This window comes from Rhizobium sp. UGM030330-04 (assembly GCF_003208455.1).
Taxonomy (GTDB): domain Bacteria; phylum Pseudomonadota; class Alphaproteobacteria; order Rhizobiales; family Rhizobiaceae; genus Agrobacterium; species Agrobacterium rhizogenes_A.
The window spans coordinates 301,746-328,363 of the sequence record NZ_QKML01000005.1 but is presented as its reverse complement, the minus strand read 5'-3'; the positions used below and the strand labels follow the sequence as shown (position 1 = coordinate 328,363).

Below are 26,618 nucleotides of genomic sequence, written 5' to 3'. Positions count from 1 at the left end.
ACAACTACGCACTTTTACTGGACATGCTCTCGTGAAGTTGCCCGCCGCGGTCCACTCGCGCAGATCGCGCGCCACATCCGTCTCAAACCACTTTCACCGTCCCCTCCACCCGCACCGGAAAATTCACCGACCGGGCGATGAAGCACTTATCATGCGCATCATGGTGCAGTTCGTCCGCGCGGGCAGGATCGCCCTTCGAGATGGTGATGACCGGTTTCAGCACCACTTCGCTGAATTGCCCCGCGCCGTCCTTTTCCATGACAAGCGTACCTTCGGCATTGTCGACATAGTCTTCAACGATGATGCCGTTGACCGAGCAGAAATGCAGGTACCAGAGCTTGTGGCAGGCCGAGAGCGAGGCGACCAGCAGGTCTTCGGGATTCCAGCGGGAGGGATCGCCACGGAAGGCGGGGTCTGAGGAGCCGGCGATATCGGCTTTCCCTGCGGTGGAAATCGTGTAGTCGCGTTCATAATCGCGGTAGCCGGATGTGCCTTTGCCGCGATTACCGGTCCATTTCACCTGCACGGCGTAACGATGTTCCTGTCCTGCCATCTGATTATTCCTCCCTTGGAATCTTTTTCGCATTTTCTAACGGAAAACCGGTGTCCACTTTTCCTAGAAATGCTCTCGCGTATCGCGCAGGTGATCGAGCCCCTTGCGCAACGTCTCGATGATCTCATCCACTTCCGAACGACTGATCGTCAGCGCCGGCGAGGCCAGCATGCGGTCGCCGGTGGCGCGCATGACAAGGCCGTTTGCAAGGCAATGGTTGCGCACGGCGGTTCCGATATCATCGGGCTTGGCGAAACGCCGGCGGGTTGCCTTGTCGGCCGTTATCTGCAGGCCGCCCATCAGGCCGACATTCACGGCCTCGCCCACCAGTTCGTGATCGGTCAAGCTTTTCCAGCCTTCGGAGAAATAGGGGCCGATATCGTCGCGCACCCGCTCCACCAGACCCTCATTCTCGATGATACGGAGGTTTTCCAGCGCGGCGGCGGCGCAGACGGGGTGGCCGGAATAGGTAAAGCCGTGGTTGAAGTCGCCGACTTCCGACAACATCACTTCCGCCACCCGGTCGGAAACGATGACGCCGCCGATCGGCAGATAACCGGAGGACAGGCCCTTGGCGACGGGGGCGAAATCCGGCTCCACGCCGAAATGCTGGTAACCGAACCACGAGCCGAGACGGCCGAAGCCGCAGATCACCTCGTCGGAGACGAGCAGGATATTGCGCGCCTTGCAGATGCGGGCGATTTCCGGCCAGTAGGTCTCCGGCGGCACGATGACGCCGCCTGCCCCCTGAATGGGTTCGGCGACGAAAGCGGCGACATTTTCCTCGCCGAGTTCATCGATCTTCGCATCCAGTTCGCGCGCCACTTTCAGGCCGAACTCGGCGGGCGAAAGATCGCCGCCTTCGGCATACCAGTAGGGCTGGCCGATATGGGCAACGCCTTCGATCGGCAGGTTGCCCTGCTCGTGCATCCATTTCATGCCGCCGAGCGAGGCGCCGGCCACCGTCGAGCCGTGATAGCCGTTACGGCGGGCAATGACCTGCGTCTTCGTCGGATGGCCGAGCGCCTTCCAGTAGACCCGCGCCATGCGGAACCAGGTGTCGGTCGCTTCCGAACCGGAATTGGTGAAGAACACATGGTTCATGTCAGGCCCGGCGCGCGAGGCGATCTTCTGCGCCAGAAGCGTCGCGGGCGGCGTGGTGGTGCCGAAAAAGGCGTTGTAATAGGGCAGCTCGTTCATCTGCCTCTGAACGACATCGGCGATTTCGCGGCGTCCATAGCCAATATTCACGCACCAGAGGCCGGCAAAGGCATCGAGGTATTTCTTGCCGGTGCTGTCATAGATGAACACCCCTTCGGCCCGTTCGATGATGCGGGTGCCGGCGGCATTCAGTTTGCCCATGTCGGAAAACGGGTGAAGGTGATGGGCGGCATCGATGGCGGCAAGGTTGGACATCGGCTTGGAGACTTCATTCATGACAGATCGCACTCCCATAAAGGCAACGGCGCTCAAGCCACCGCGCCTGCCGAACATGGCCGGGCGGCTTTGATTTGGCAAGGCTGGTGATTTTCAGGGGCCAACGCATTGAACGAGCGGTTGCCGCCCGTTTCTTCTCCCCGGTCGGGGAGAAGGTGGCCCGAAGGGTCGGATGAGAGGGCAACGCCAGTGATGGACCGAGAGCTTCCCCCCTCATCCCGCTGCCGCGGACTTCTCCCCTCGGGGAGAAGAAACAAGCGGCGTGCTCCCGATCCAAACGCACTCCGTCCGCGCTAGGCGAAAAACGCCCGGCCCACCAGCACCTTCAACTCGCCGGCATGAACCTCCAGCGCCACATCCCGCTCCATCGGCAGCAATTCGCCATCGATGACGCAGCGCACATCGTGACGCTTCCTGGGAAAATGCAGTTCCACATCCGTCACCGTCATCGCTGTCACGGCGGCGTTTTCCTTCAGCCTGCCGCGCAAAATGTCGAAGGCAAGCCTTGCAACGCCGGAGGGGCGCAGCGGATCGGTGAGGTAAAAACCGAGATGGCCACCGGATACATTATCCGCCACCAGCAGCGAATTCTGGCCGAATTCATTGTTGGAGACGGAAATGGCCGAGACCTTGCGGTGCTGGGTTTCGCCATTCACGGTATATTCCACCTCAAAGACCGGCGGATTGAGGATGACGCTGACGGCGGCGCGGATGCTTGCCTTGATCTTGCCGAGGCGGGAGGCGAAAGCGAGGTTATTGCGATAACGCACCATGCGCGAATGCAGGCCGGCGGAAAACTGGTGAACGAAAAGCCGGCCGTTGGCGCTGGCTATATCCACGCTGGCGATCTCGCCAGTCGCCAGCGTTTCCAGCGCCAGGCGAATGTCGAGCGGCAGTTTCAGCGAGCGGGCAAACAGGTTCATGGTGCCGGCCGGCACGATGCCGAGTGCAATACCCTGTTTCCAGGCGATGCCAGCGGCGGCCGAAATGGTGCCATCGCCGCCACCGGCAATGATGCCTTCAATATCAGGCTCATCGGCAGCGCGCTCCAATTCATCGACAATGTCCTTTCCGGAAACCAGACGGCAATCGATCTCGTGCCCGGCCCGGGAAAAGGCCGCGCGGGCGTGGTCGCAATAGGCATCCATATCAGTGGTGCGAAAGGTGCCGCCGTCGCGATTGAAAATTGCAATGAGCTTCATGTCCAACCCGGTTCCGTAACGTTCACAGCCGCGCGTAAATGCCTGGCTTCATATAGAGTTCCGAACACCATCGCGTGAAGATCGTCTTTTGCCGAGAATCGCTCTACCGCAACGCATCATTTCATGTTAGGGATCACTTAAGGTCATTTTCATGACCGCGCATCTCCAGTCAGGGCAGACCGCTCCCATACGGTCTTGCCCTTTTTTCTGTGGGGTCCTCCCCCCTTCTCAGGTCACCATGAGCCAGTCGAATATTTCCGAAATTCGCCCCGCAGCGGAGAATGAAACCGTTTACACGGACACTCCGGCCGTGGCGCTCTCGCCGCTTGCCATCGCGCTTATCGAACTGGCGCTGGCCGCCGGCGGCTTCGGCATCGGCACCGGCGAATTCGCCATCATGGGTCTGTTGCCTGACGTCGCCACGACCTATGGCGTGACGGTGCCGCAGGCGGGTTATGTTATCACGGCCTATGCGCTCGGCGTTGTCATCGGCGCGCCGATCATCGCGGTTCTTGCGGCCCGCATGACGCGGCGCGCTTTGCTTCTCGGCCTGATGGGGCTTTTTGCCGCTGGCAATATCTTGAGCGCCGTCGCACCTGACTTCCTGAGCTTTACCGTGCTGCGTTTCATCACCGGCCTGCCGCATGGCGCCTATTTCGGCGTCGCGGCGCTGGTGGCGGCTTCCATGGCGCCGATCCATAAACGCGCCCGCGCCGTCGGCCGCGTCATGCTCGGCCTCACCATCGCTACGCTGCTCGGCACACCGCTTGCCACCTTCTTCGGCCAGCTGCTGTCCTGGCGCGCCGCCTTCATGCTGGTCGGCGGCATCGCGCTTCTGACCGTCGCCCTGCTCTGGCTGTTCCAGCCGCGTGACCGGGTGGAGGAAGGCGCAAGCGTCTGGCGCGAACTCGGCGCTTTCCGCCGCGTGCAGGTATGGCTGACGCTTGCCATCGCGTCTGTCGGTTTCGGCGGCATGTTCTCGGTGTTCAGCTACATCGCCAAGACCACCACCGATGTGGCGATGATGCCGGTTTCCACCGTCTCGATGGTGCTGGCGCTATTCGGCATCGGCATGAATGTCGGCAATGTGGTCGGCTCCCGGCTGGCCGATATCTCGCTCAACGGCACCATTGGCGGCATGCTCGCCTTCAACGTGGTGGTCATGGCGGTGTTCGGCATGACCGCGCAGGATCCATTCATGCTGTGCCTCTGCGTCTTCCTGATCGGCTGCGGTTTTGCCGCCTGCCCTGCCGTGCAGACGCGGCTGATGGATGTGGCGCAGGATGCCCAGACGCTGGCCGCCGCCTCCAACCACTCCGCCTTCAACATCGCCAATGCGCTTGGCGCCTGGCTCGGCGGGCTGGTCATCGCCATGGGTTTCGGATACGCCTCGACGGGTTATGTCGGTGCGGTTCTGTCGCTTCTCGGGCTTGGCGTTTTCCTTGTTTCCGTCACCGTCGAGCGGCGCGAAAAGGCGGCCTGAAGTCGCCTTTTTTACAGCCCGCACCACCGCTCCTCGCCGTGGTGCAGAACCTTGCACAAATTTCACAATCGGGCGCTTGACTCTTTTCGGTTTCAGGCGCAACACGGCCTTACGCGCATGCCTTGCGGCACGGCGCGGATTTCAACGGAGCATCATTGGATGTCTAGCGACAGTAGCAGTCGATTGCCTTTGCCGAGACCGGCGAACGTGAACTGATCCGACCGCTGTCGGCTCACCACCGCGTTCGCCGTTATCGGCGAATCGACGGAAAGGTGAGCAATCATGAACTTCCACAACCTCTCCCAGAGGGCCAGCAAGGCCGCACGTCTTCTTCGTAGCGGAAACGCCGGCTCCACCACCATTGCCGAACGCGTCGAGCACCTCAACACGCTTGAGGTCGGCGATGCCGCAACCGCCCTCCTCGCCATGCCGCAGGCAAAGGCCGTCGCCATTCTCGACCGGCCGGAACTGCATGGCGCCGCCGCCATCATCGCCGATATTCCGGTTGAACAGGCCGCCCGCCTCGTCAACCTGATGTCTGACGACCGCGTCGCCGACGTCATGGCGGAAATGGCCGAAGAACCACGCGCAAAGCTGTTTTCCCGGCTGGACCGCACGACAGCGCTCTCCATCAAGCACCTGATGGGGTATCCGCCGCGCACGGCCGGCTCGATCATGACCACGGAATTCGTCAGCGTGCCGGATGACTGGACGGTGGAACAGACCCTTTCGCACATCCGCGTCGTCGAGCGGTCGCGTGAAACGGTCTATGCCATCTATGTGCTGGCGCAGGACGGAACGCTGACAACCGTCGTGACGCTGCGTCGCCTGCTGACCGGCGAAGCCGGTGCTTCCATCCTCTCCGTCGCATCGAAGGAAGGCATCGTCTGCGCCAGCCCGCTGATGTCACAGGAAGATGTCGCCCGGCTGATCCGCAAGCACGACCTGCTGGCACTGCCCGTCGTCGATGACCGTTCGCATATTCTCGGCATCGTCACCGTTGACGACGTGATCGACACCATGATCGCCGACACAACGGAAGACGCCCACAAGTTCGGTGGTATGGAGGCACTGGGCAAGCCCTATATGACGATCGGCTTTCCGGACATGATCCGCAAGCGCGCCGGCTGGCTCGCAGCGCTCTTCCTCGGCGAAATGCTGACGGCCAGCGCCATGCAGCATTTCGAAGGCGAGCTGGAAAAGGCCGTGGTGCTGACGCTGTTCATTCCACTCATCATGTCTTCGGGCGGCAACTCCGGTTCCCAGGCCACCTCGCTCATCATCCGGGCGCTGGCGCTCGGCGAACTGAAGCTCTCCGACTGGTGGCGGGTGCTGCTTCGGGAAATCCCGACGGGCCTGACGCTCGGCTGCATTCTGGGCGCCATCGGTTTCCTGCGGCTCACGGTCTGGCAGCAGGCCGGTTTTTACGACTACGGCGACCACTGGCTGCTGGTCGGCGCCACCGTCTTTGCAGCGCTGGTCGGCATCGTCACCTTCGGTTCACTTGCCGGCTCCATGCTGCCCTTCGTGCTGCAGCGCCTGCGGCTCGATCCGGCCAGCGCATCTGCCCCCTTCGTCGCCACGCTGGTGGATGTCAGCGGCCTCGTCATCTACTTCTCGGTGGCGCTGGTGATCTTGAGCGGCACGTTGCTTTGAAAGACGAAAGGCCCGTTCGAAAGAGCGGGCCTTCTACATTTCGCGGCACGTCATAATCTCTCCTCCGTCATGCCGGACTTGATCCGGCATTCAGCCACGGCGCGTCTGCGCCGTGAGAAGAGTCTCTTGCGATCAAGGACTTGATCGCGCTGGACCCCGGATCTAGTCCGGAGTGACGGCGTGCGGATGATGCAACTTTGCCAAAAGCATGGTTCCTGGAAAGCCCCTCACCCGCCGGCGCTGATGACGCCCGTTCCCAACAGCCCGAGCAGAATGAAGCCGATGACCACGCGATACCAGACGAAGGGCATGTAGCTCTTGGTGGAGACCAGCTTGAGGAAGACGACAATAACCGCGTAACCGACAATGAAGGCGATCAGGGTGGCAAGTCCCGTCTGCCCCCAACCGACCGGGTTGTCCTCACCGATGCTCTTGAAGAGCTGGTAGAAACCGGAGCCGAAGACGGCGGGAACGGCGAGCAGGAAGGAATAACGGGCGGCCGCCTCGCGGGTGTAGCCGAGCAGCAGGCCGGCGCTGATGGTGCCGCCCGAGCGCGAGACACCGGGGATGAGCGCCATGGCCTGCGCGAAACCGAAGAGGATACCGTCGCGCCAGATCAGCTGGTTCAGCTTGTAGCGCTTCTCACCGATCCTGTCGGCAATGCCAAGAACGATGCCGAAGACGATCAGCATCACGGCGGTGATATAGAGGTTGCGCAGCGAATGTTCGATGGCATCCTTGAAGAACAGGCCGAGAAACACGATCGGCACGGAACCGACGATGATGAGCCAGCCAAGCCGGGCATCGGCCTTGTCATAGGGGCCGAGGCGCAGGTTCTGCCGCAGCCAGGCGGCGGCGATCCGCATGATGTCGGACCAGAAATAGACAAGCACTGCCATTTCCGTGCCGATTTGCGTAATCGCGGTGAAGGCGGCCCCGGGATCGGCGCCGGAGGGCAGGAACTCCCCGGCTATCCTCAGATGCGCGCTTGAAGAAATCGGAAGAAACTCCGTAAGTCCTTGCAAAAGACCGAGAAATCCGGCCTCCATCCAACCCATGCTCATGTGCTTTGATGTCCCTGCTGCGAATCACAATGGCAGCATTATGCATTAATCGGGGCAAATGCATGTTGCATCGCACCATCGAACAAGGGTGAAGGCCGGTGTGTTTTAATCGATGATTTTTCAGCCTGCCACCCGCCCTGTTGAGCCGTGCGGCAGGAAACGGGTGGCCGGCCTCCGGACCGGTCAAATAAGGTCGCGTCATCACCCGCAACATCGAGGACACCATGACGCTCCAGCCTGAAACACTCCCACCCCTGCAGATGCTTGAAAGAATGTTTGAAGTGGAAATGTCTTTCATGGAATCGGAATCGCGCGATATCGCAATACTGACGAAAGCCTTTCACCCTGATGTCGTCATTCACGAACCGACGTCGCTACCCTATTCCGGTGATTGGAAAGGTCTGCCGGGCATCGCGGGATTGATGCAGGCGATGAACCAAACATTCAGCAAAATGGCGATTGAAGACCTGACCTGCGCCGGCTCCGCCGAAAGGCTTCATGTTTCCTGTTTCCTGCACATGACAAGCCGCGTGACAGGGGTGGAGATCAAGCAGCCATTCGCGCAGATACTGCGGTTTCATGACGGGCTGCTCATAGAGGGAACGCCGTTCTATTTCGATACGGCGGAGATTGAGAATGCCCTGACGGGTTCATCATCAGCGGGCACATCGGCCGCCTTCAGCCAGTAGGCATCGCCGATGCCGGCCGGATGTGCGGGACTTGTACCTGCACCATCCGCTCCACCACCAGCAATTCCCGTCACGATCCGTTCTGTCGCGGCGATATTCAGGCGGCCTTCTCCGCAGCCTGCGGAAGCTGTGTGTATTTCGCACCGTTCTTGCAGACGACATGGGCGTCGCCCCAGCTTTTCAGCGCCGAAATCACCGGCTTCATGGTGTCGCCAAGCGGTGTCAGCGCGTAGTCCACACGTGGCGGCACCACCGGGAAGACGGTGCGCGAAATCAGGCCCGCCTCCTCCAGTTCGCGCAGCTGCTTGGTCAGCATGCGCTGGGTGACGCTTGGAATATGGCGGCGCAGCTCGTTGAAGCGCAGCGTGCCCTCGTTGATGAGGTGATAAAGGATCACGCCTTTCCATTTTCCGTCGAGAAAACTCAAGGTCGATTCCACCGGGCAACCGGGGAAATTGCCGGTAAGCTTGGCGCGCGGTCGCGACATCACAGTATCCTTTTTGTATGTATCATCACAAAATGTGCATTCTTGCGATTGATGTTCATATGTATCAAGTAAGAGGCACGCAAACAAGCAAAGGAGACTGTTCATGCGCGCCATCGGTTACAGGACAAGCCAGCCCATCACCGCAAAGGATGCCCTTGTCGATATCGACCTGCCGCAGCCGGAGGCGAAGGGGCACGACATTCTGGTGGAGGTGAAGGCCGTTTCGGTCAACCCCGTTGACACCAAGGTGCGCCGCAACCAGTCGCCGGAGAATGGCGCTACCCGTGTGCTCGGCTTCGATGCTTCAGGCGTGGTGAAGGCCGTCGGTGACAAGGTCTCGCTGTTCAAGCCCGGCGACGAGGTGTTTTACGCCGGTGTCATCAACCGTCCCGGCTCCAACAGCGAATTCCACCTGGTCGATGAACGCATTGTCGGCGCAAAGCCGAAATCGCTGAATTTCGAGGAAGCCGCAGCCCTGCCGCTAACGGCGATCACCGCTTACGAGACGCTGTTCGACCGGCTGCGGGTGAAGGACCCGGTTCCGGGCGCTGCCAACGCCGTTCTGGTCATCGGTGGCGCCGGCGGCGTCGGCTCGATCGCCATCCAGCTTCTGCGGGCGCTGACGGACCTTACCGTCATCGCCACCGCCTCGCGGCCGGAAACGATGGCCTGGGCGAAAGACCTCGGCGCGCATCACGTTGTCGATCACAGCAAGCCGATTGCCCCGCAGGTGGAGGCGCTTGGCCTCGGCGCGCCAGGCTTCGTCTTTTCAACCACCCATAGCGACATTCACGCCGCCGACAGCGTGGCGGCCATTGCGCCGCAGGGCCGTTTCGCGCTGATCGACGATCCGGCCGGCGGTTTCGACATCATGGCCTTCAAGCGCAAATGCGTGTCGATCCATTGGGAAATGATGTTCGCCCGCGCGGTGTTCAAGACGCCTGACATGATCGAACAGCACAGGCTGCTGAACCACGTTGCGCAACTGGTCGATGCCGGCAAGATCAAAACGACGCTGACGGAAGTCTTCGGCACCATCAATGCCGCAAATCTCATCAAGGCGCACGCGCTGATCGAGAGCAACACGGCCAAGGGCAAGATCGTGCTTTCGGGCTTCTGATCGACACGACGGCGCATTCGCATGGCGGGCGCGCCGTCTTGTTCCGCCTTGACTGAAATGCGTCCGCCATGCGCGAAAAATCCCGCATGGCTTTTATCTTGTCAGTCGTCGTCAGGGTCTTCCGGGCACGGCCATGACGCGGGCGTGGTCAGGCCGCCCGGCAATTTGGTCTTGGCGTCGCCGCAGGCAATATCGACCTGTTTCTGCTCAAGGCCGGTTGCCGTGGAAAGATCAAGTCCTTCAATACGGGTCAGGAGCAGGAAGGCGTTGGTGAAATCCACCGGCCCACCGAGCTTTGCGCCACCGAAGCGGGCACGCGACAGGTTGGTCAGGGAAAATTTCGAGCCGTTCAGCGTTGCACCCTCGAAATCGGCGCGGCCCAGTTCGGCCTTGGTGAAATCCGTGCCGTCGAGCTTGGTTTTTTCGAACTTGGTCCGCTGCATCTCGGCGTTGATAAATTTCGCGTTGGTGGCGTCGGCGGCGCTGAAGTCACTGCGATAGGCTTCCACCTTGGTCAGATTGGCGCCCTGCAGGTTCGCCTCCCCCAGCGCCGTGCGGATGAGTTTCGCCTTTTCGAGGTTGGCGCCCTTCATCGATGAGCCGCGCAGGTCGGTATAGGTGAAGTCCGTGCCGTAGAGCATCGCCGAATCGAGATTGCTGCCACCCAGCATCAGAAGACGCTTGTTGCATTGGCGCCAGTCGATGCCGGCCATGGCATCGGTGCGGCAGCTGGCAGCCACGAGCGGGCCGCCGCTCAGCGAAACCACCGCAACCACCGCCGCCGCCACAGCGGCGCCAAATCTCGTCTTCCGCACGATATTCAGCCTTTGAAAGCCGGACATTCTCACACTCCCTGTCGCCGGTCGACGGCGCAACCGCAACAGCTCTCGAGCCGAACCAAGGACCACACGCACATTCAAGGCGTTACCGCATTCCCGCCCCGCAATCCACGGGCAACGTGATGCTACAACACCCCAACATCCTATATGTAAGAAATCGAAGAGCAATCCACAAATACTGACGGGAAAGAGGCCTGAGCGCTACTTTTGCCTCATGCCCTCTTGCGCTCGCGTCAAGCCATCGCGCGTCTGCGCCATGGGAGATTATCTTGCGCGATGAGAGGCTTTCCCGCTCCGCGAGCCACGCTCGACCTCATCCTGCGGCCAGTCCCGAGGATGCGTCCACGTGTCGTAAAATCAACCGGTTGCAGATGCTCAGGCCAGCCCCGAGCATGACGAAGGAGAGGGATCGAGTCCCGCCGCTCTTACATATTGGCGTAAACCGGCCCCTCGCCACCCTGCGGCGGCACCCAGTTGATGTTCTGGTTGGGGTCCTTGATGTCGCAGGTCTTGCAATGCACGCAGTTCTGGGCGTTGATGACGTAGACTTGCCTGCCATCCTTCTCCACCCACTCATAGACGCCTGCCGGACAATAACGGGTCGAAGGACCGGCATAGACGTCATGTTCGGAGCGCTTCTGCAACTCCATGTCCTTTACCTGAAGATGCACCGGCTGGTCCTCCTCATGGTTGGTGGAGGACAGGAATACCGAAGACAAGCGGTCGAAGGTCAAAACGCCATCCGGTTTCGGATAGGCGATCGGCTTGTGCTTTGCAGCCGGTTCGAGGCTCTGCGCATCCGTCTTGCCGTGCTTCAGCGTGCCGAAGAACGAGAAGCCGAACAGCTGGTTCGTCCACATGTCGAGACCGCCAAGGCCGATGCCGACCAGCGTGCCGAATTTCGACCATAGCGGCTTGACGTTGCGCACCCGCTTCAGATCCTTGCCGATATCGCCTACGCGCCATTCGGCCTCGATCTCCGCCACCTCGTCATGGGCGCGGCCGGCCGCAATCGCCGCGGCGATCTTGTCCGCCGCCAGCATGCCCGACAGAACCGCGTTGTGGCTGCCCTTGATACGCGGCACGTTGACGAGACCGGCCGAACAGCCGATCAGCGCGCCGCCGGGGAAAGTGAGCTTCGGCACCGACTGATAGCCGCCCTCGGTGATGGCGCGCGCGCCATAGGAGATGCGCTTGCCGCCCTCGAACGTATCGCGGATGGCCGGATGCGTCTTGAAGCGCTGGAATTCCTCGAAGGGATAAAGATAGGGGTTCTTGTAGTTGAGGTGCACCACGAAGCCGACGGCGACGAGATTGTCTTCCAGGTGATAAAGGAAGGAGCCGCCGCCGGTCTTGAAACCGAGCGGCCAGCCGAAGGAATGCTGCACGAGGCCCTGCTTGTGCTTCTCCGGCTTGACCTGCCAGAGTTCCTTGATGCCGATACCGAATTTCTGCGGCTCGCGATCCCTGGAGAGGTCAAATTTGGAAATCAGCTGCTTGGCGAGCGACCCACGCACGCCTTCGCCGATCAGCACATATTTGCCGTGCAGCTCCATGCCGCGGGTGAAGTTCGGGCCCGGCTCGCCGTTCTTCTCGATGCCCATATCGCCGGTGGCGACGCCGATGACGGCGCCTTCTTCATTATAAAGCACTTCCGTGGCGGCAAAGCCCGGATAGATCTCGACACCGAGCCCTTCCGCCTTTTCCGCCAGCCAGCGACAGACCAGCCCGAGCGAGACGATGTAATTGCCGTGATTGTTCATGAGCGGCGGCATCATGAAATTCGGCAGGCGGATGGAACCGGCAGGACCTAAAAACAGGAACTGGTCGTCCTTGACCTCGGTCTTGAAGGGATGCCCCTCCTCTTCGCGCCAGCCCGGCAGCAGACGGTCGATACCGATTGGATCGACAACCGCGCCGGAGAGGATATGGGCGCCGACTTCCGCACCCTTTTCGAGAACGACAACCGAAAGCTCCGGCTCCACCTGCTTCAGCCGGATCGCGGCGGCAAGACCCGCAGGACCCGCGCCAACGATCACAACGTCGAATTCCATCGCTTCGCGTTCGGGCAGTTCCATCGCTTCCGTCATCTCATCCTCTCAGGTCGCCGGTCCCGTCCGGCTGTTGTTATATCCGCTTTCCGCCATTCGCAGGGCATTGCCGGTGCGAGGCAAAAGCCCGTGCGCAACAAGGAGTTCGCCTCCCCTGTCTTCGCAAAGCACGACGCCTTTGTCGAGCTTCTATAGCGGCAAAACATGTCGCACGCCAGTCAATTGTCAGACAACCTGACGATTGATATATTACTTTTACGTTCACGTAATATAAGAATAGAAGTGACCGGCACGGGCGTCAAGCGTTGTCCGCACCTGCCGATCAGGAGAACCACCCATCCCGCCTTCGCTTGATCGCGGATCGATCCTGCGCCAAGCCTCCACTTCACGCGGGTTCCATCGAGGTGATATCCACCCGATCAGCTGGCATTACAGGTCCCACTTGAAATTACATTAGCGCTAATGTAAATCACCTCTCATGACGAGCAACCACAGGCCCGGTCTGGGCGAACTCCTCCGTTATGTCGGCGAACTCGTCGATCAAGGCGCCGCCGAGCGTTATCGCGCGCTCGATATCGACTATCGCCCCCGCTACACGCCGGTGCTGCGCGCATTGAGCGCCGGTGCCGTGACGGTGACGGATATCACCACCGCCAGCAGCCTCACCCAGGGCGCGATCAGCCAGACGGTCAGCCTGATGCTGAAAGACGGGCTGGTCGTTCGTCATGCACTGGATGATGGAAGGAAAAGCGGCCTCAAGCTGACCGAGCGCGGTCTCCAACTTCTGCAAAAGCTGGAGCCGCACTGGGAAACGACCTTCCGCGCAATTCGCGACCTTGAGGCGGAGATCGGCTTTCCGGTCCTGAAAATTCTTGGAGGCCTGGCAACGGCCCTCGAAAGGCAGGGCTTCGCGGATCGACTGGCGGAGGCGGAAAATGCGGGAAAGCACGATGACTAGGAAAGCCGACATGACAGCGCAAAACTGGTTCGATACGGGCGGCAGCGCCTATGCATTGTTCAGACCGGAATATCCGGCGGGGCTTGCGCGGTTTCTGGCGCAGATGGTGGATGCACGCGGCTTGGCCGTCGATGTCGGGTGCGGAAACGGGCAGCTGACGCGGCAGCTCGCGGACCATTTCAACAGTGTGATCGGCATCGATCCCAGCGCGGACCAGATCGCGAATGCGCGCCGGCATGGCAATATCGACTATCTCTGCGCCCCCGCGGAACAGCTGCCGCTGCCGGAGAAAAGCGCGAGCCTGATCACGGCGGCACAGGCGGCCCACTGGTTCGACCTGCCGCGTTTTTACGCCGAGGTGCGGCGCATCGCCGAAAACGGCGCACTCATCGCGCTGGTCAGCTACGGCGTCATGCAACTTGCGCCTTCAGAGCTGCAGGATCGATTCGACAGATTCTACCGCGACGAAATCGGCCCCTACTGGCCGCCGGAACGCAAGCTTGTCGATTCCGGATATGCCGAGATCGAGTTTCCGTTCGAGGAGATGCCCTACCCCGACATGACGATCGATCGTGTCTGGGAGCTGGGGGAGTTTCTGGGCTATCTGTCGACCTGGTCGGCCGTCCGGCGTGTCAATGAGGCAGGCCGCGACGACATTCTGGAAAGTTTCGTGCACGATATCTCGGCCCTCTGGGGCGACCCGGCGCGCAAGCTGCCGGTTTCATGGCCGATCAACATGCGATTGGGGACGATATGAACCAGCCTGCCACGCCGCCGCCGCTCGCTGTCGGACTGCGCCATGTCGAGCGCCTGCTGGTCGCGCCGCTTCACACCGTGCCGGAGATCGACGATTCCTGGCCGGGCTTTCGCGACATGCCGCCGGTTCTGGCCACCGCAATCATGATTGCCTTCATCGAAGAGACATGTGTGCGGGGCCTGCGGCCCTTCCTTGATGCGCGGCAACGCACTGTCGGCACGCATGTCGATGTCAGCCACGTCGCGGCAACGGCCGTCGGGATGACGGTTACCGCCGAAATCGAGCTGACCGAAATCGAGGGAAAATCGCTTCTTTTCAGGGTGACCTGCCGCGACGAGGCGGGACTGATCGGCGAGGGAACCCATCGGCGCGCCATCGTCGATATCGACCGCTTCATGAAGAAACTGGGGGAGAAGTCCGCAGCGATGACGGCTTCTCCGGGACCGGCAGCGGCCGTGGTTCTGGCAACGCTCGGCCTGCCCGTTCCCCAAAGGGGATAAGGCGGGCATCTGCCGGCCACGTCCGATGCGGACCGTTTCTCAGGCGAAAATGCGCGCGCGGCTTTCAAGATCGCGGCTGACTTCGACATAAGGTGCGGGTCCGAAGCTGATCCGGGCCACGCCGAGCTCCGCCAATGCGCGAACCTCCTCCACGTCCCCCGACGTCATGACGTTGATCGGAAGGCTCGCCTGCCTGCATATTTTTTCTATCAGCTTTTTATCCTTCAGCCCCGGCACGAAGAAGCCATCGGCCCCCGCTGCGGCATAAGCGGACTCGCGGGCGAATGCTTCGTCCAGCAAGGACGCGTGATCGACACCTTCGGCGGCCTTGAGAAACACATCCGTTCTCGCATTGATGAAAGCCGGGACACCCGCATCGCTTGCCGCGCTGCGAACAGCCCGAAGCCGATCCGACTGATGATCGATGCCATGCAGGCCGTCGCCGTGCACCACCTGGTCCTCGAAGTTCAAGCCGATGACGCCGAGGGCAAGCAGACGGCCCACATTCTGCCTGACGGCGGCGGGATCATTTGCATAACCACCTTCAAAATCCACAGTGAGAGGCAGGTCCACACATTTCGTTATGCGCGCGACAACCGAGAGCGCGTCATCCAGCGGCATTTCCTCCCCATCCGAATAACCCTGTGCCGCTGCGACAGACCAGCTTCCGGTCGCCACCGCCTTCGCCCCGCCGCGTGCAACGGCGACTGCGCTTCCCGCATCCCAGATGTTGTAAAGGACGATCGGGTCGCCCGGAATGTGCAAGCTGCGGAATATTTCCGCACGTTCGATTTGACTGTTCATCGCGGTCTCTCCTGTGATCGATATTGCTGAGCTTTCGCTCGTCCAGTCAGTCGTTACAGGCGCCTGAGGCCGCCGCAACAACCCGGACACTGCTAACACCGGCCGCGCGTTGCGACCGCCGATTTTCGGGCGTCGATTTCTTTATTTCCAGATATCGCACGAAACCGATCGCACGACGACCCATCCTCGGCCAGACAGCGAACCGGTGTGGACCGACTGCGAAAACCAGCGCTCCGACGCCAACTTCAGGATCACCGGCATGACCCTTCCGGGCCAGCCGACACCATTCAGATCGCCCACTCCTCATCGGTGGTGAAAACGATGGTCAGCCACCGATCCGTTCCCTCGCCGCCGAGTGCGTCGCCGATCTCGTCACGGATCGCATCCCATTCCTCCAGACGCCGGGCGGGCCAGTTCTTCGGGACGATGAAGAAAAGTTCGATCTGCCGGCCCCGGCCGACGCGCGCCACATAGGAATAATGCGAGGAGAAGCCGAATTTCTGCACCGTCTCGGCCGCCACCCGGTCCACGTGCTGCTTGAATTCCAGCGGTGTGACCAGAAGAATATCGGCCAGCGCCTGTTTCACATTGCCGAGCGGCATGGGGATGATGACGAGGCAGACCAGCACCAGCACGGCCGGGTCGACATAGGGAGAGAGCCATGCCTGCGCCGTTCCCGTCAGCCCGTAACCGATGGCGAAGGCGATGAAGAGCGCCACGCTCAACAGCGCGCTCATCAGCCAGCTTTTGGCATCCAGCGCCACGAAAGCGGATTTCAGCCTGCGGTTCTGCCTTTTGACGAACCATGCCATGGCGAGCGAGACGGCGAAGCTGACGAAGGTGACGATGATGGCGTAGTCGAACTCGATCGCCCTGCCGCCATCCATCAGGCTGTCGACGGCATTGATCAGCGCATAGATCGCCGCGCCCATCAGAAGCGTGCCGTTGAGGCCGAGCACCATCGGCTCCAGATGCCAGAAACCCATGGTGAAACGTTCCACCAGCCTGCCACCCGGTCTTGGCGCGGCGGAGGCGGTAATCAACCGTGCCACGAGCAGCGCCAGAACCGTCATGAAAGCATCAGTCAGGGCATAAACACCGTCGAAAACCACCGCGAAGGAACCGGAGAACAGGCCCGCGCCAATGCCGAAGAGCGCCAGCACAACCGTGACGGCGATGGAGAATTTCAGCAGAGATTGTTCTGTCATGACGTGTATTTGACCTTCAAAACCGGACGCCACCTTCCTATAAACAGCACATACGGCACTCACAAGACAGGACAAACCCCATGGATTTCGGCATTTCCGGCAAACGCGCCCTCGTTCTCGCCTCTTCTCGCGGCCTTGGGCTGGGCATCGCCACGGCGCTCGCCAAGGAAGGCGCACATGTTCTCCTCGTCGGCAGAAGCGGCGAAAAGCTGGAAGCGAATTGCAAGGCCATCAACGCGCTCGGCAAGGGCAAGGCCGACTGGGTCTGGGGTGATCTCGCCGACGACAACTTCGTCGAGGCCATGGTTCAGGCCGTCAAGGACAAGCTCGGCGGCATCGATATTCTCGTCAACAATACCGGCGGCCCGACGCCGGGTCTCGCACAGGAGATGACGGGTGAGAAACTGGATACCTTCTTCCAGTCGATGGTGCTGCGCGTCATCACCCTTACCAATGCGCTGCTGCCGCAGATGAAGGAACAGGGTTTTGGCCGCATCCTGACCGTCGCCTCCTCCGGCGTGTTCGAGCCGATCGCCAATCTGGCGCTGTCCAACACGCTGCGTGGCGCGCTGGTGGGCTGGAGCAAGACGCTGTCCACCGAAGTGGCCGGTTTCGGCATCACTTCCAACCTGCTTCTGCCCGGCCGCATTCACACCGACCGCATCGACGAGCTGGACGGCGCCAACGCCAAGCGCCTGGGCAAAAGCGTCGAGGAAATCCGCGAGGCTTCCGTCAAGAGCATTCCCGCCGGCCGCCTCGGCACGGTGGAGGAATTCGCCGCCGCCGGCGCCTTCCTCTGCTCGGTGCCGGCAAGCTACATCACCGGCACCATGCTGCGCGTGGATGGCGGCGCCGCGAAATCGAACTGAGGCCGCAACGCGGCTACCGGGCCGCTTCGTAGATCACGAAGCGGTTTCGGCCGGTATTCTTGGCTTCGTAAAGGGCCGTGTCGGCGCGGCGCAGAACATCGCTGGCGCTCTCGCCGGGATTGGCAAAGGCGATACCGGCCGAGCAGCTGTAGCGGAAATCCGGCATGTCCCCGAGTGGTGATGCATCCGCCAGCGACGACAGCAGCCCCCGCATGACGGTCTCGGCGCTATGCATCCGCGAACCGCTGAGGACCAGCAAAAACTCCTCCCCGCCGATCCGGCCCACAAGATCGTCGCGGCCGACGCTCGCGGAAAGCCGGGCGGCGAAATCCTTGAGGACCAGATCACCGCAGGCATGTCCGAAGCGGTCGTTCACCGACTTGAAATGATCGATATCCATGATGATGACGGCGAGCGCCTGCGCCTTGTTGGGGCCGAGCATGTGATTGAGGCTATCCATGGCGTAGCGGCGGTTGCCGAGACCGGTCAGTTCGTCGCTCAGCGCCGACTTCAACGCCCTGTCGCGCTCCTGCCTGAGATCGCGCAATTCGATGCCGAGTTCGGAAATATCGGTGACGACACACAGCATCCAGCCGCCCGGCAAAGTCGTTTCAGTCGTCAGCACCCAGCGCCCGTCATTGAGACCGGTCTCTATGGTGCGGAAGGGCAGCTTGCCGCGCCGCGTTTTGGCGGAACGCAGCCAGAGTTCGAAATCGGAGGTTTCGATGGCGGTGCCGGTGGAGCTGCGGTAGCCGTTACGCATCAGCTCCACCCAGCTCTGGAAATCATCCGGTCCGATGCCGAGCGCCTTGCGAAACGCCGTATTGGCGAAACGCAATTCGTCGCTGCCGTCAAAAAGCGCATAACCCTGTTGCGATGCCTCCATGAGGTTGAGAAGCTGCCGGTTAAAAACCGCCATCTCGCCCCGCACCGAGCCGGAACAGTCCAGCGACACATCTTCGAAGGGGGAACTAACCATCTTGTTGGGCATCGAGTTTTCCGGGTTGGGAGGATAACAGGTGGAAATTTAATATAAGATTTTTGCGATATTAGTATAATTGTCCTGTTATATATGAATCCGACTGTCTCCATTGTCATCTAAACTTCACACTTTCACCATCATAAGCAAAAATCCCTAAAAATATTGTAGAAAACAATCGCGTTCCTGCATCAGCGCATGGAAAATCGTTTACCATCCGTCCCCCTCGCAACCGCTTCCCGGCCTGCCTCGAGGGGCAAACGGGGCAAGCCGTCCGGCAGCGTTTGGCTGGAAAACGGCGGGCCGGCGCTTGCCATTCCATCTGCCTTGTGCAATCAACCGCCCTCCTCTGACATCGGGACGCCAAGGGCATCCCTTATTTTCACGCCGGGCCGCCCAAGGGCCGGGCGAATATCTCTATCGGCGACAAGGATATGGCGATGACGCAAAAGCGGGCACTTGGCCTCGATTTCGGCACGACCAATACGGTCATGGCTCTTTCCAACGGTGGCGGCGATAGCCGCTCCATGCGTTTCACCAGCAGCGCCGGCACGGATGACAGCATGCGCACGGCGCTCTCCTTCATGAAGGATGCGGGCCTGGGTGCCGCCGCGTTGCATGTGGAAGCGGGCCACGCCGCCATCCGGCAATTCATCGACAATGCCGGGGACTGCCGTTTCCTGCAGTCGATCAAGACATTCGCGGCCTCGCCGCTGTTTCAGGGCACGCTGATCTTCGCCAAGCGCCAGAGCTTCGAGGATCTGATGGACGTGTTCCTGCGCAAGCTGAAAACCTATGCGGGGGATGAATGGCCGGGCGACGTCTCGACCGTCATCGCCGGCCGGCCGGTGCGGTTCGCCGGCAACAATCCGGACGAGGCACTCGCGCTTGCCCGCTACAACGAGGCGCTGACGCGGGCCGGGTTCCCGGACATCCACTATGTCTACGAACCGGTGGCGGCCGCTTATTATTTCGCCCAGAGCCTGAAGAAGGACGCCAATGTGCTGGTGGCGGATTTCGGCGGCGGCACGACGGACTATTCGCTGATCCGCTTCGAGACCCATGCCGGCAAGCTTTCCGCCACCCCTATCGGCCATTCCGGCGTCGGCGTAGCGGGCGACCATTTCGACTTCCGCATGATCGACAATCTGGTCTCGCCGGAAATCGGCAAGGGCAGCAAGTTCAAAAGCTTCGACAAGGTTCTGGATGTGCCCTCGGGCTATTACGTGAATTTCGGCCGCTGGAACCAGCTGTCGATCTTCAAGACCTCGAAGGAATTCACCGACCTGAAATCGCTGGTGCGCTCGGCGCTGGAACCGGAAAAGCTCGAACTCTTCGTCGATCTCGTGGATCACGATGAGGGTTATCCGCTCTATCAGGCGATCTCCGCCACCAAGATGGCGCTTTCCTCGGCTGAAGAGGCGGAATTCAACTTCGCGCCGCTCGGCAAGGCCGGGCGCAAAATGGTGAAACGCAGCGATTTCAACAGCTGGATCACCGAAGACCTCGCCAGGATCGAGGATGCGCTGGACGAGGTTCTGGAGAAGACACAGGTCGCTCCGGATGCAATCGACAAGGTCTTCCTCACCGGCGGCACCTCCTTCGTGCCGGCCGTGCGCGAGCTTTTCACCCGCCGTTTCGATGCCGACCGGATCGAAAGCGGCGGCGAGCTGCTCTCGATTGCCCATGGTCTCGCCATGATCGGCGAAAGCGGCGACATTCAGCGCTGGACAGCGTGATTTACGGGTTCCCCGGGCGGGGAACATGGGGTAATTTCCGCCCATGATCGCCGCCCACGACCTCTCCCCGGCCGAACTCGCCGCCCTTCTGCATTTCCATGCGGATGCGGGCGTGGACTGGCTGCTGGAAAACCAGCCGGTCGACCGTTTCGCCGAATTCGCCGCCGCCCGCCCTGCCCGGCCGCAACCGGGCCAGGAGACGGGCGCAGCAGCACGCCAGCCTAGCCAGCCCACGGCGGAACGGGCCGCGGACCCATACTCTCAACAGTCGCCGCAGCCGAAACGCCAGACGCCGGCACGCGGCGCGCCAACGGCCCCGGCGGTGCAGCAGAATGTTGCCATGCCGGACGAACAGGCCGTGGCGGCGGCGCGTTTTGCGGCCGAAAGCGCAAGGTCGCTGACAGAGCTGAAAACCGCCCTTGAGGGCTTCAGCGGCTGCAATCTGAAAAACAGCGCCCGCAATACGATCTTTGCAGATGGCGACCCCGCTTCCGCCATCATGGTCATCGGCCCCATGCCTGACGCCGATGACGACCGTGAAGGCCTGCCCTTTGCCGGCAGGACCGGCCTTTTGCTCGACCGGATGCTGGCGGCCATCGGCCTTGAGCGCAGCACCATCATGCTCGGTAATGTCGTGCCCTGGCGCCCGCCGGGCAACCGCCCGCCGACGCAGGCGGAGATGGATATCTGCCGCCCCTTCATCGAGCGCCAGATCGCCCTTGCCGAGCCAAAACACCTGTTGCTTCTCGGCAACTTCACCGCACGTTTCTTCTTCGGCGGCACCGGCACGATCCATACGCTGCGCGGACAGTGGCGTGATGTCGCAGCCGGACACCTGATTTTGCCAGCTCTGGCCAGCCTGCATCCGCAGGAACTCTTGAATGCGCCAGCCAGCAAGTCATTGGCATGGCAGGATTTATTAGCTTTTCAGGCAAAGATTGCCGAAGGCTGACTGCCTTATTCTTGCTCAATGTAAACGAATTATGAAAAAAGCCATGCACAATGCGCATAACAGCGGCGCATTTAGCCAGCTTGCCGAATCCATGCTGCGCTGCGATATACGGCCATGTCTTGGGAGGAATTCGGTTTAAGGAACCAAGGCAATGACCACTCGCTTCCGTCCGGTACATTCCGGCTTTGAAACGCTCCGTCTGGCGGGCCTCGGCCCACGCTCCAGTCAGGGCTACCATCGTTTCGGCGCTGCCGCAAACGAACAAATGACCGCACGCGCTGCCATGCAGCAGGTCCGCGTGACGCGTCCTTCGGCTGTCTTTGCGGATTTCCGCGAGCGCTGAGAGCACTCAGGCCAGTCTAGCGCTGGTCCACAGATATGATTGCGCGCTGGCGTCTTTCTTCGGGAAGGCGCCTTTTGCTTTTGCGGGTTTTGCTGAGAGAGACGGCGAGGTTAAGAACCTTGCCAAATACTCTGACGTCATCCTCGGGCTTTTCGTAGTGTTGTCCGGTTCAGATTTCTGCACGCTCATGACATCGAAATTGAGGGCGCAAGGGACGAATGTTTCCCGCGACATCATCCTCGGGCTTGACCCGAGGATCTAATCACCTCAACAAAATCAAAACGTTGACAGATCCTCGGGACAAGCCCGAGGATGACGCCGAGAGAAGAAATACCCGTCGCCATCAACTTCAACGGAACATATCGGGGGAATGGCGACTTCACCCCTGCGGCGTAGAGGCTTTGCGGGCCGCCCGTCTTGCCAGACCCAGCTGATGCTCGCGGAAGATGATGAAGATGCCGGCGAGGATAACGATCGCCGTGCCGATCAGCATTGTCACCGTGGGAATGTCTCCAAACAGAATGTAGGAGACCGCAATTCCGAAGACGATGGAGCTGTATTCGAAGGGTGCGATGACCGAGACTTCGGCATGGCGGTAGCTCTCCGTCAGGAAAATCTGCGCAACGCCGCCGCAGATGCCGCTGGTAATCAGCAGCATGGCCTGCGTCATGCTCAGCGCGCTCCAGCCGAAGGGAACGCTGACGAGCGACAGCAGGGTAGCGGTGAGCGAAAAATAAAGCACGATGGTCGGCGTTTTTTCGGTATCGACCAATTGCCGCACCTGGATCATCGCCAGCCCGCCCAGCGCCGCGCCACACAGCACGGCAATCGCCCCCAGCCCCTCGCCAGCGGCGAAACCGCCTTCCCGCAGAAGCGTCATCTTCGGCCACAGGATCACCAGCACGCCCATCATGCCGACAAAAACCGCGCTCCAGCGATAGATGCGCACCTTCTCATGCAGGATGAAGGCGGCGAAGACGACGGCGAGAAGCGGTGAGGCATAACCGATGGCGATGAATTCCGGCAGCGGCAGCATGGTCAGCCCGTAAAAGCCGCAGGCCATGGACAGAATGCCAAGAAAACCGCGCTTGAAATGGCCGAGAAGATTGTTGGTATGCAGCGCGCTGGTCAGCGCCTGCAGCCATGCGAGATAAACGACAATCGGGATAATCGCGAAGGCGGAACGGAAGAAGGTGATCTGGCCGGCCGGCACATCGGGACCGGCGGCCTTGATACAGGTCTGCATGACCAGAAACAAGCCGACCGAAATCAGCTTCATGCTGATCCCGCGGAAGGGATTGGTCGGTTCGGCGTTCATTGGCAGTTACTCATATCGGCTGCGCAAACACGCCATCAGGATATTTTTCATGCGGGGAGGACGACGCAGGGGAATTGGATTTGCGCAACGCTAGAGCATTCCATCCGCCCTTTACATCAAAAAATGTTATTCACTCATGAATTCGGTTGATTTGGTGACGGCAAGGGATTGCTTTCCCGTTTTCTAAGCCTCTCCTCCCGCGATTCCGGCCTTGAGCCAGAATGACGAAAGGAGAATATTTGTATTGCGTCAGACCAAAAACGACACGCGCTAAAATTTGAAGAAAATAAAATATAATTTCAGCAATCGTTCAACATTTGCTGCGAAGGTCCATGGGTCCGGCGGCGGGGAGGATCGTCTGCATGGCCGGAAAAGCCTTCCATGGCGGGACAGAACGTCCTCCGACGCGCACATGAACGTGACGAATACTCTACCCATTTTACATCCGGGACTTATGGCGACATGATGCCGGGAAGACCACGCTAAGTTATTCAGGAACAGTCATGCGAACAGACACGGGCCAGATCGTTCACCTGGCAGATTACCGCCCCACCGATTTCGTTCTGGAGCGGGTGGATCTCACCTTCGAACTCGACCCCAGGAATACCAAGGTCGAAGCCCGTCTGATCTTTCACCGGCGCGAAGGCACTGAGCGGCAGGCCCCTCTGGTTCTCGATGGCGACGAGCTGACGCTTTCCAGCCTGCTGCTCGACCAGGTGGAGGTTCCCGCCGGCCAATATGAGGCGACGCCCGACAGCCTGACGATCCGCGACCTGCCAGCGGAGACGCCTTTCGAAATCTGCATCACCAATTACATCAATCCGCAGGTCAATACGCAGCTGATGGGGCTTTATCGCACCAATGGCGTTTATTGCACCCAATGCGAGGCGGAAGGTTTCCGCCGCATCACCTATTTCCCCGACCGTCCCGATGTTCTGGCGCCCTACACGGTGACGATCATTGCGGCGAAGGAAGGCAATCCGCTGCTCCTGTCGAACGGCAATTTCCTCGGCGGCGGCAATTACGACGAAGGCCGGCACTTCGCGGCCTGGTTCGATCCGCATCCGAAACCCAGCTATCTCTTCGCACTCGTCGCCGGCGATCTCGGCGTGGTGGAAGACACCTTCACCACCATGTCCGGTCGCGAAGTGGCGCTGAAGATTTATGTCGAGCACGGCAAGGAGCCGCGTGCGGCCTATGCCATGGACGCGCTGAAGCGTTCGATGAAATGGGACGAAGAGCGTTTCGGCCGCGAATACGACCTCGATATCTTCATGATCGTCGCCGTATCCGATTTCAACATGGGAGCGATGGAGAACAAGGGTCTCAACGTCTTCAACGACAAATTCGTGCTGGCCGATCCGGAAACCGCCTCTGACGCGGATTACGCCAATATCGAGCGCATCATCGCGCATGAATATTTCCACAACTGGACCGGCAACCGCATTACCTGCCGCGACTGGTTCCAGCTGTGCCTGAAGGAAGGCCTGACGGTCTATCGCGATCAGGAATTTTCCGCCGACATGCGCTCGCGCCCCGTCAAGCGCATTGCCGATGTGCGCCACCTGAAATCGGAGCAGTTTCCGGAGGATTCCGGTCCGCTGGCGCATCCGCCGCGTCCCGATACCTACCGCGAAATCAACAATTTCTACACGACGACCGTTTATGAAAAGGGTGCCGAAGTCACCCGCATGATCGCGACGATCCTCGGTGCTGACGATTTCAAGAAGGGCATGGACCTTTATTTCGAACGTCATGACGGCGAAGCGGCGACGGTTGAGGATTTCGTCAAGAGCTTTGCCGATGCCAGCGGCCGCGATCTTTCGCAGTTTTCGCTGTGGTACACCGAGGCCGGCACGCCGCTGGTCTCCGTCTCCGCCGCTTACGACACGGGCAAAGCCACGTTCAGCCTGACGCTGGAACAGACCACCACACAGACACCCGGCCAGCCGGTGAAGCAGCCGCGGCACATCCCGTTGTCGCTGGCGCTGATCCTCGACAACGGCCAGATCGCCGAACCGCAGGCCGTCGAAGGCGGTGAGTACCGCAATGGTGTATTGCACCTTACCGGGCGCAATCAGACATTTTCCTTCTCCGGTATTTCCTCACGGCCGGTTCTGTCGATCAACCGCAGCTTCTCCGCGCCGGTCAACATGCATTTCGAACAGAGCGCGGCCGATCTGGTGCAGATCGCCCGGCATGAGACTGACATGTTCGCCCGTTTCCAGGCGCTCACCGATCTCTCCCTGCCGGTGCTGATTGCCGCCACCAAGGCGGTGCAGAACGGTGAAGAGATCCGCACGGATGCGGACCTCACCGCGACGCTTATCGAAATCATCGGCAATGATGGGCTTGAGCCCGCTTTCCGCGCACAGGCGCTGGCGCTGCCGAGCGAGACGGATATTGCCCGTGAACTGGGCGGCAATACCGATCCGGACGCCATTCACAAGGCGCGCAACGCCACGATCAAGGCGGTGGCGACAGCCGGGCTTGAAACCCTGCGGCGGCTTGCGGGCGATGCGGGTGACAGCGACGCCTATAGCCCGGATGCGGACAGCGCCGGACGCCGCTTGCTGCGCAACGGCGCATTGACCTACCTCGCCTTTGCCGAGGAGACACCGGAACGCGCGGCGAAAGCCTATGCCGACGCCACCAACATGACCGATCTCGCCCATGCGCTCGGCGTACTGACCCAGCGTTTCCCCGACAGCGCCGAGACGAAAGAAGCGCTCGCCGCCTTCGAAACGCGCTTTGCCGACAATGCGCTTGTCCTCGACAAGTGGTTTTCGCTGCAGGCCGCCATTCCCGGCGACGGCGCGCTTGATCGCATCAAGGCGCTGATGAAATCGAAACATTTCATCGCCACCAATCCGAACCGGGTGCGTTCGCTGGTGGGCACGCTTGCCTTCGCCAACCCCACCGGCTTCCACCGCGCTGACGGCGCCGCCTATCGGTTCCTGGCGGAACAGATCATCGCCATCGACAAACGCAACCCGCAGCTTGCCGCGCGCATTCTCACCTCCATGCGTTCATGGCGGTCTCTGGAGGCAAGCCGCGCCGAACACGCCCGGGCGGCACTTTCGACCATTGCCGATGCGAAGGGCCTGTCCACGGATGTGAGCGACATTGTCGGGCGCATCCTGAAGGGCTGAACCCGCACTTGCGCTCCGCCAATATTCCGGACATGCCAAAACGCCGTCTTGATATCCATCAAGGCGGCGTAACGCATTGCGCAACATGATGGTTTGGAGCGGCCGCAAGCGGCCCCGAACCAGAAAGGATTGCAGATGACCGACATGTCCAGGACCAGCGCTTCATTTGCGCGCTTCACGACTGACGCTCCCACCCACAGTGCCGCATGGCTTCAAGCCGTGCAGGGTCTCGGTATGGCGTCCACGCTCGATCGAAAGACCCAAAGCCTGATCTATATCGGCATTCTGGCCGCCCTGCGCCTTGAAAGCGGCATCGGCTTTCATGTCATGGAAGCCAGGGCGCGCGGCGCAAGCCGTGAGGATATCATCAGCGCGGTGCTGACCGGTCTGCCGGCTGCGGGCAATGGCGTCATCAGCGCTCTCGGCCCTGCCCTCGAGGCCTTTGACGGCACCTGAAA

General features: G+C 60.7%; 24 protein-coding genes. 13 read left to right on the top strand and 11 right to left on the bottom strand.

Going from position 1 to position 26,618, the window contains the following annotated elements; genetic code table 11:
• Positions 1-82: 82 nt before the first annotated feature.
• The 3 genes from N434_RS10465 to N434_RS10455 form a co-directional block, all read right to left on the bottom strand.
• Positions 83-553: an OsmC family protein gene (locus tag N434_RS10465; protein ID WP_065115242.1), complete on the bottom strand. Its 471-nt coding sequence runs from the start codon at positions 551-553 to the stop codon at positions 83-85.
• 63 nt (positions 554-616) lie between these two features.
• Positions 617-1,990: an aspartate aminotransferase family protein gene (locus N434_RS10460; protein ID WP_181423934.1), complete on the bottom strand. Its 1,374-nt coding sequence runs from the start codon at positions 1,988-1,990 to the stop codon at positions 617-619.
• Between the two features lie 293 nt (positions 1,991-2,283).
• Positions 2,284-3,192 carry a diacylglycerol/lipid kinase family protein gene (locus N434_RS10455; RefSeq protein WP_110757642.1) on the bottom strand — a complete coding sequence of 303 codons (909 nt, stop codon included), beginning with the start codon at positions 3,190-3,192 and terminating at the stop codon, positions 2,284-2,286.
• 238 nt (positions 3,193-3,430) lie between these two features.
• Here N434_RS10455 and N434_RS10450 point away from each other — a divergent pair, with 238 nt between their 5' ends.
• Both N434_RS10450 and mgtE read left to right on the top strand, forming a co-directional pair.
• The gene (locus tag N434_RS10450) at positions 3,431-4,675 is read left to right on the top strand and encodes an MFS transporter (protein WP_065115240.1); all 1,245 of its coding nucleotides are present in this window, start codon (positions 3,431-3,433) and stop codon (positions 4,673-4,675) included.
• 282 nt (positions 4,676-4,957) lie between these two features.
• On the top strand, positions 4,958-6,331 hold the full coding sequence (gene mgtE / locus N434_RS10445; protein ID WP_110757569.1) for a magnesium transporter: 1,374 nt from the start codon (positions 4,958-4,960) through the stop codon (positions 6,329-6,331).
• 227 nt (positions 6,332-6,558) lie between these two features.
• Here the strand turns inward: mgtE and N434_RS10440 are convergent, their stop codons facing one another.
• Positions 6,559-7,395, bottom strand: a complete 837-nt coding sequence (locus tag N434_RS10440) for an undecaprenyl-diphosphate phosphatase (protein WP_065115238.1) — start codon at positions 7,393-7,395, stop codon at positions 6,559-6,561.
• A 296-nt stretch (positions 7,396-7,691) separates the two neighbouring features.
• Between N434_RS10440 and N434_RS10435 the strand changes: the two genes are divergently transcribed.
• Complete coding sequence (locus N434_RS10435; RefSeq protein WP_286172197.1) at positions 7,692-8,084, top strand: nuclear transport factor 2 family protein; 393 nt, start codon at positions 7,692-7,694, stop codon at positions 8,082-8,084.
• A gap of 97 nt (positions 8,085-8,181) precedes the next feature.
• On the opposite strand, the gene N434_RS10430 is transcribed toward N434_RS10435, so the two are convergent.
• Positions 8,182-8,571, bottom strand: a complete 390-nt coding sequence (locus N434_RS10430; RefSeq protein ID WP_065115236.1) for a winged helix-turn-helix transcriptional regulator — start codon at positions 8,569-8,571, stop codon at positions 8,182-8,184.
• Between the two features lie 103 nt (positions 8,572-8,674).
• Here N434_RS10430 and N434_RS10425 point away from each other — a divergent pair, with 103 nt between their 5' ends.
• Positions 8,675-9,691 carry a zinc-binding alcohol dehydrogenase family protein gene (locus N434_RS10425; protein WP_110757567.1) on the top strand — a complete coding sequence of 339 codons (1,017 nt, stop codon included), beginning with the start codon at positions 8,675-8,677 and terminating at the stop codon, positions 9,689-9,691.
• 101 nt (positions 9,692-9,792) lie between these two features.
• Here N434_RS10425 and N434_RS10420 read toward each other — a convergent pair whose 3' ends face one another.
• Complete coding sequence (locus N434_RS10420) at positions 9,793-10,533, bottom strand: pentapeptide repeat-containing protein (RefSeq protein WP_065115234.1); 741 nt, start codon at positions 10,531-10,533, stop codon at positions 9,793-9,795.
• A 422-nt stretch (positions 10,534-10,955) separates the two neighbouring features.
• A complete protein-coding gene (locus N434_RS10415; protein WP_110757566.1) occupies positions 10,956-12,620 on the bottom strand; it encodes an electron transfer flavoprotein-ubiquinone oxidoreductase in 1,665 nt (554 codons plus the stop codon).
• Positions 12,621-13,059: 439 nt separating this feature from the next.
• On the opposite strand from N434_RS10415, the gene N434_RS10410 reads away from it, so the two are divergent.
• Genes N434_RS10410 through N434_RS10400 form a run of 3 tightly spaced genes read left to right on the top strand, consistent with a single transcriptional unit; the run spans position 13,060 to position 14,796 of the window.
• Complete coding sequence (locus tag N434_RS10410; protein ID WP_110757564.1) at positions 13,060-13,539, top strand: MarR family winged helix-turn-helix transcriptional regulator; 480 nt, start codon at positions 13,060-13,062, stop codon at positions 13,537-13,539.
• Positions 13,540-13,549: 10 nt separating this feature from the next.
• Complete coding sequence (locus tag N434_RS10405) at positions 13,550-14,296, top strand: class I SAM-dependent methyltransferase (RefSeq protein ID WP_110757562.1); 747 nt, start codon at positions 13,550-13,552, stop codon at positions 14,294-14,296.
• Positions 14,293-14,796: a thioesterase family protein gene (locus N434_RS10400; RefSeq protein ID WP_210206044.1), complete on the top strand. Its 504-nt coding sequence runs from the start codon at positions 14,293-14,295 to the stop codon at positions 14,794-14,796. Before N434_RS10405 ends, N434_RS10400 begins: the two co-directional genes overlap by 4 nt.
• A gap of 39 nt (positions 14,797-14,835) precedes the next feature.
• Here N434_RS10400 and N434_RS10395 read toward each other — a convergent pair whose 3' ends face one another.
• A complete protein-coding gene (locus N434_RS10395; protein WP_110757560.1) occupies positions 14,836-15,600 on the bottom strand; it encodes an isocitrate lyase/PEP mutase family protein in 765 nt (254 codons plus the stop codon).
• 287 nt (positions 15,601-15,887) lie between these two features.
• Positions 15,888-16,808, bottom strand: a complete 921-nt coding sequence (locus N434_RS10390) for a cation diffusion facilitator family transporter (RefSeq protein ID WP_110757558.1) — start codon at positions 16,806-16,808, stop codon at positions 15,888-15,890.
• A gap of 80 nt (positions 16,809-16,888) precedes the next feature.
• On the opposite strand from N434_RS10390, the gene N434_RS10385 reads away from it, so the two are divergent.
• Complete coding sequence (locus N434_RS10385; RefSeq protein WP_065115228.1) at positions 16,889-17,677, top strand: SDR family oxidoreductase; 789 nt, start codon at positions 16,889-16,891, stop codon at positions 17,675-17,677.
• A 13-nt stretch (positions 17,678-17,690) separates the two neighbouring features.
• On the opposite strand, the gene N434_RS10380 is transcribed toward N434_RS10385, so the two are convergent.
• Positions 17,691-18,596 (bottom strand): sensor domain-containing diguanylate cyclase, encoded by a 906-nt coding sequence (locus N434_RS10380; protein WP_077767794.1) that lies wholly within the window; start codon positions 18,594-18,596, stop codon positions 17,691-17,693.
• 500 nt (positions 18,597-19,096) lie between these two features.
• Here N434_RS10380 and N434_RS10375 point away from each other — a divergent pair, with 500 nt between their 5' ends.
• The 3 genes from N434_RS10375 (at position 19,097) to N434_RS25755 (ending at position 21,690) form a co-directional block, all read left to right on the top strand.
• A complete protein-coding gene (locus tag N434_RS10375) occupies positions 19,097-20,395 on the top strand; it encodes an Hsp70 family protein (protein ID WP_065116168.1) in 1,299 nt (432 codons plus the stop codon).
• A 43-nt stretch (positions 20,396-20,438) separates the two neighbouring features.
• Positions 20,439-21,347 carry a uracil-DNA glycosylase gene (locus N434_RS10370; RefSeq protein WP_110757556.1) on the top strand — a complete coding sequence of 303 codons (909 nt, stop codon included), beginning with the start codon at positions 20,439-20,441 and terminating at the stop codon, positions 21,345-21,347.
• 151 nt (positions 21,348-21,498) lie between these two features.
• Positions 21,499-21,690, top strand: a complete 192-nt coding sequence (locus N434_RS25755) for a hypothetical protein (RefSeq protein ID WP_003509784.1) — start codon at positions 21,499-21,501, stop codon at positions 21,688-21,690.
• 379 nt (positions 21,691-22,069) lie between these two features.
• Here the strand turns inward: N434_RS25755 and N434_RS10355 are convergent, their stop codons facing one another.
• Positions 22,070-23,008, bottom strand: coding sequence for a DMT family transporter (locus tag N434_RS10355; protein WP_110757552.1), 939 nt, complete (start codon positions 23,006-23,008; stop codon positions 22,070-22,072).
• A 503-nt stretch (positions 23,009-23,511) separates the two neighbouring features.
• On the opposite strand from N434_RS10355, the gene pepN reads away from it, so the two are divergent.
• Together pepN and N434_RS10345 are read left to right on the top strand one after the other, a co-directional pair.
• Positions 23,512-26,160 (top strand): aminopeptidase N, encoded by a 2,649-nt coding sequence (gene pepN, locus N434_RS10350; RefSeq protein WP_110757550.1) that lies wholly within the window; start codon positions 23,512-23,514, stop codon positions 26,158-26,160.
• 135 nt (positions 26,161-26,295) lie between these two features.
• Positions 26,296-26,616, top strand: coding sequence for a carboxymuconolactone decarboxylase family protein (locus N434_RS10345; protein WP_065115222.1), 321 nt, complete (start codon positions 26,296-26,298; stop codon positions 26,614-26,616).
• Positions 26,617-26,618: the final 2 nt, after the last annotated feature.

Bases quoted from the DNA above. Each gene is read 5' to 3' on its own strand.
- N434_RS10405 (WP_110757562.1), top strand. From the start codon at position 13,550: ATGACAGCGCAAAACTGGTTCGATACGGGCGGCAGCGCCTATGCATTG.
- N434_RS10450 (WP_065115240.1), top strand. From the start codon at position 3,431: ATGAGCCAGTCGAATATTTCCGAAATTCGCCCCGCAGCGGAGAATGAA.
- N434_RS10395 (WP_110757560.1), bottom strand. From the start codon at position 15,600: ATGAACAGTCAAATCGAACGTGCGGAAATATTCCGCAGCTTGCACATT.
- N434_RS10375 (WP_065116168.1), top strand. From the start codon at position 19,097: ATGACGCAAAAGCGGGCACTTGGCCTCGATTTCGGCACGACCAATACG.
- N434_RS10390 (WP_110757558.1), bottom strand. From the start codon at position 16,808: ATGACAGAACAATCTCTGCTGAAATTCTCCATCGCCGTCACGGTTGTG.
- N434_RS10465 (WP_065115242.1), bottom strand. From the start codon at position 553: ATGGCAGGACAGGAACATCGTTACGCCGTGCAGGTGAAATGGACCGGT.
- N434_RS10455 (WP_110757642.1), bottom strand. From the start codon at position 3,192: ATGAAGCTCATTGCAATTTTCAATCGCGACGGCGGCACCTTTCGCACC.
- N434_RS10425 (WP_110757567.1), top strand. From the start codon at position 8,675: ATGCGCGCCATCGGTTACAGGACAAGCCAGCCCATCACCGCAAAGGAT.
- pepN (WP_110757550.1), top strand. From the start codon at position 23,512: ATGCGAACAGACACGGGCCAGATCGTTCACCTGGCAGATTACCGCCCC.
- N434_RS10400 (WP_210206044.1), top strand. From the start codon at position 14,293: ATGAACCAGCCTGCCACGCCGCCGCCGCTCGCTGTCGGACTGCGCCAT.
- N434_RS10355 (WP_110757552.1), bottom strand. From the start codon at position 23,008: ATGAACGCCGAACCGACCAATCCCTTCCGCGGGATCAGCATGAAGCTG.
- N434_RS10430 (WP_065115236.1), bottom strand. From the start codon at position 8,571: ATGTCGCGACCGCGCGCCAAGCTTACCGGCAATTTCCCCGGTTGCCCG.
- N434_RS10440 (WP_065115238.1), bottom strand. From the start codon at position 7,395: ATGAGCATGGGTTGGATGGAGGCCGGATTTCTCGGTCTTTTGCAAGGA.
- N434_RS10460 (WP_181423934.1), bottom strand. From the start codon at position 1,990: ATGAATGAAGTCTCCAAGCCGATGTCCAACCTTGCCGCCATCGATGCC.
- N434_RS10415 (WP_110757566.1), bottom strand. From the start codon at position 12,620: ATGACGGAAGCGATGGAACTGCCCGAACGCGAAGCGATGGAATTCGAC.
- N434_RS10370 (WP_110757556.1), top strand. From the start codon at position 20,439: ATGATCGCCGCCCACGACCTCTCCCCGGCCGAACTCGCCGCCCTTCTG.
- N434_RS10435 (WP_286172197.1), top strand. From the start codon at position 7,692: ATGGAATCGGAATCGCGCGATATCGCAATACTGACGAAAGCCTTTCAC.
- N434_RS25755 (WP_003509784.1), top strand. From the start codon at position 21,499: ATGACCACTCGCTTCCGTCCGGTACATTCCGGCTTTGAAACGCTCCGT.
- N434_RS10345 (WP_065115222.1), top strand. From the start codon at position 26,296: ATGACCGACATGTCCAGGACCAGCGCTTCATTTGCGCGCTTCACGACT.
- N434_RS10420 (WP_065115234.1), bottom strand. From the start codon at position 10,533: ATGTCCGGCTTTCAAAGGCTGAATATCGTGCGGAAGACGAGATTTGGC.
- mgtE (WP_110757569.1), top strand. From the start codon at position 4,958: ATGAACTTCCACAACCTCTCCCAGAGGGCCAGCAAGGCCGCACGTCTT.
- N434_RS10410 (WP_110757564.1), top strand. From the start codon at position 13,060: ATGACGAGCAACCACAGGCCCGGTCTGGGCGAACTCCTCCGTTATGTC.
- N434_RS10385 (WP_065115228.1), top strand. From the start codon at position 16,889: ATGGATTTCGGCATTTCCGGCAAACGCGCCCTCGTTCTCGCCTCTTCT.
- N434_RS10380 (WP_077767794.1), bottom strand. From the start codon at position 18,596: ATGGCGGTTTTTAACCGGCAGCTTCTCAACCTCATGGAGGCATCGCAA.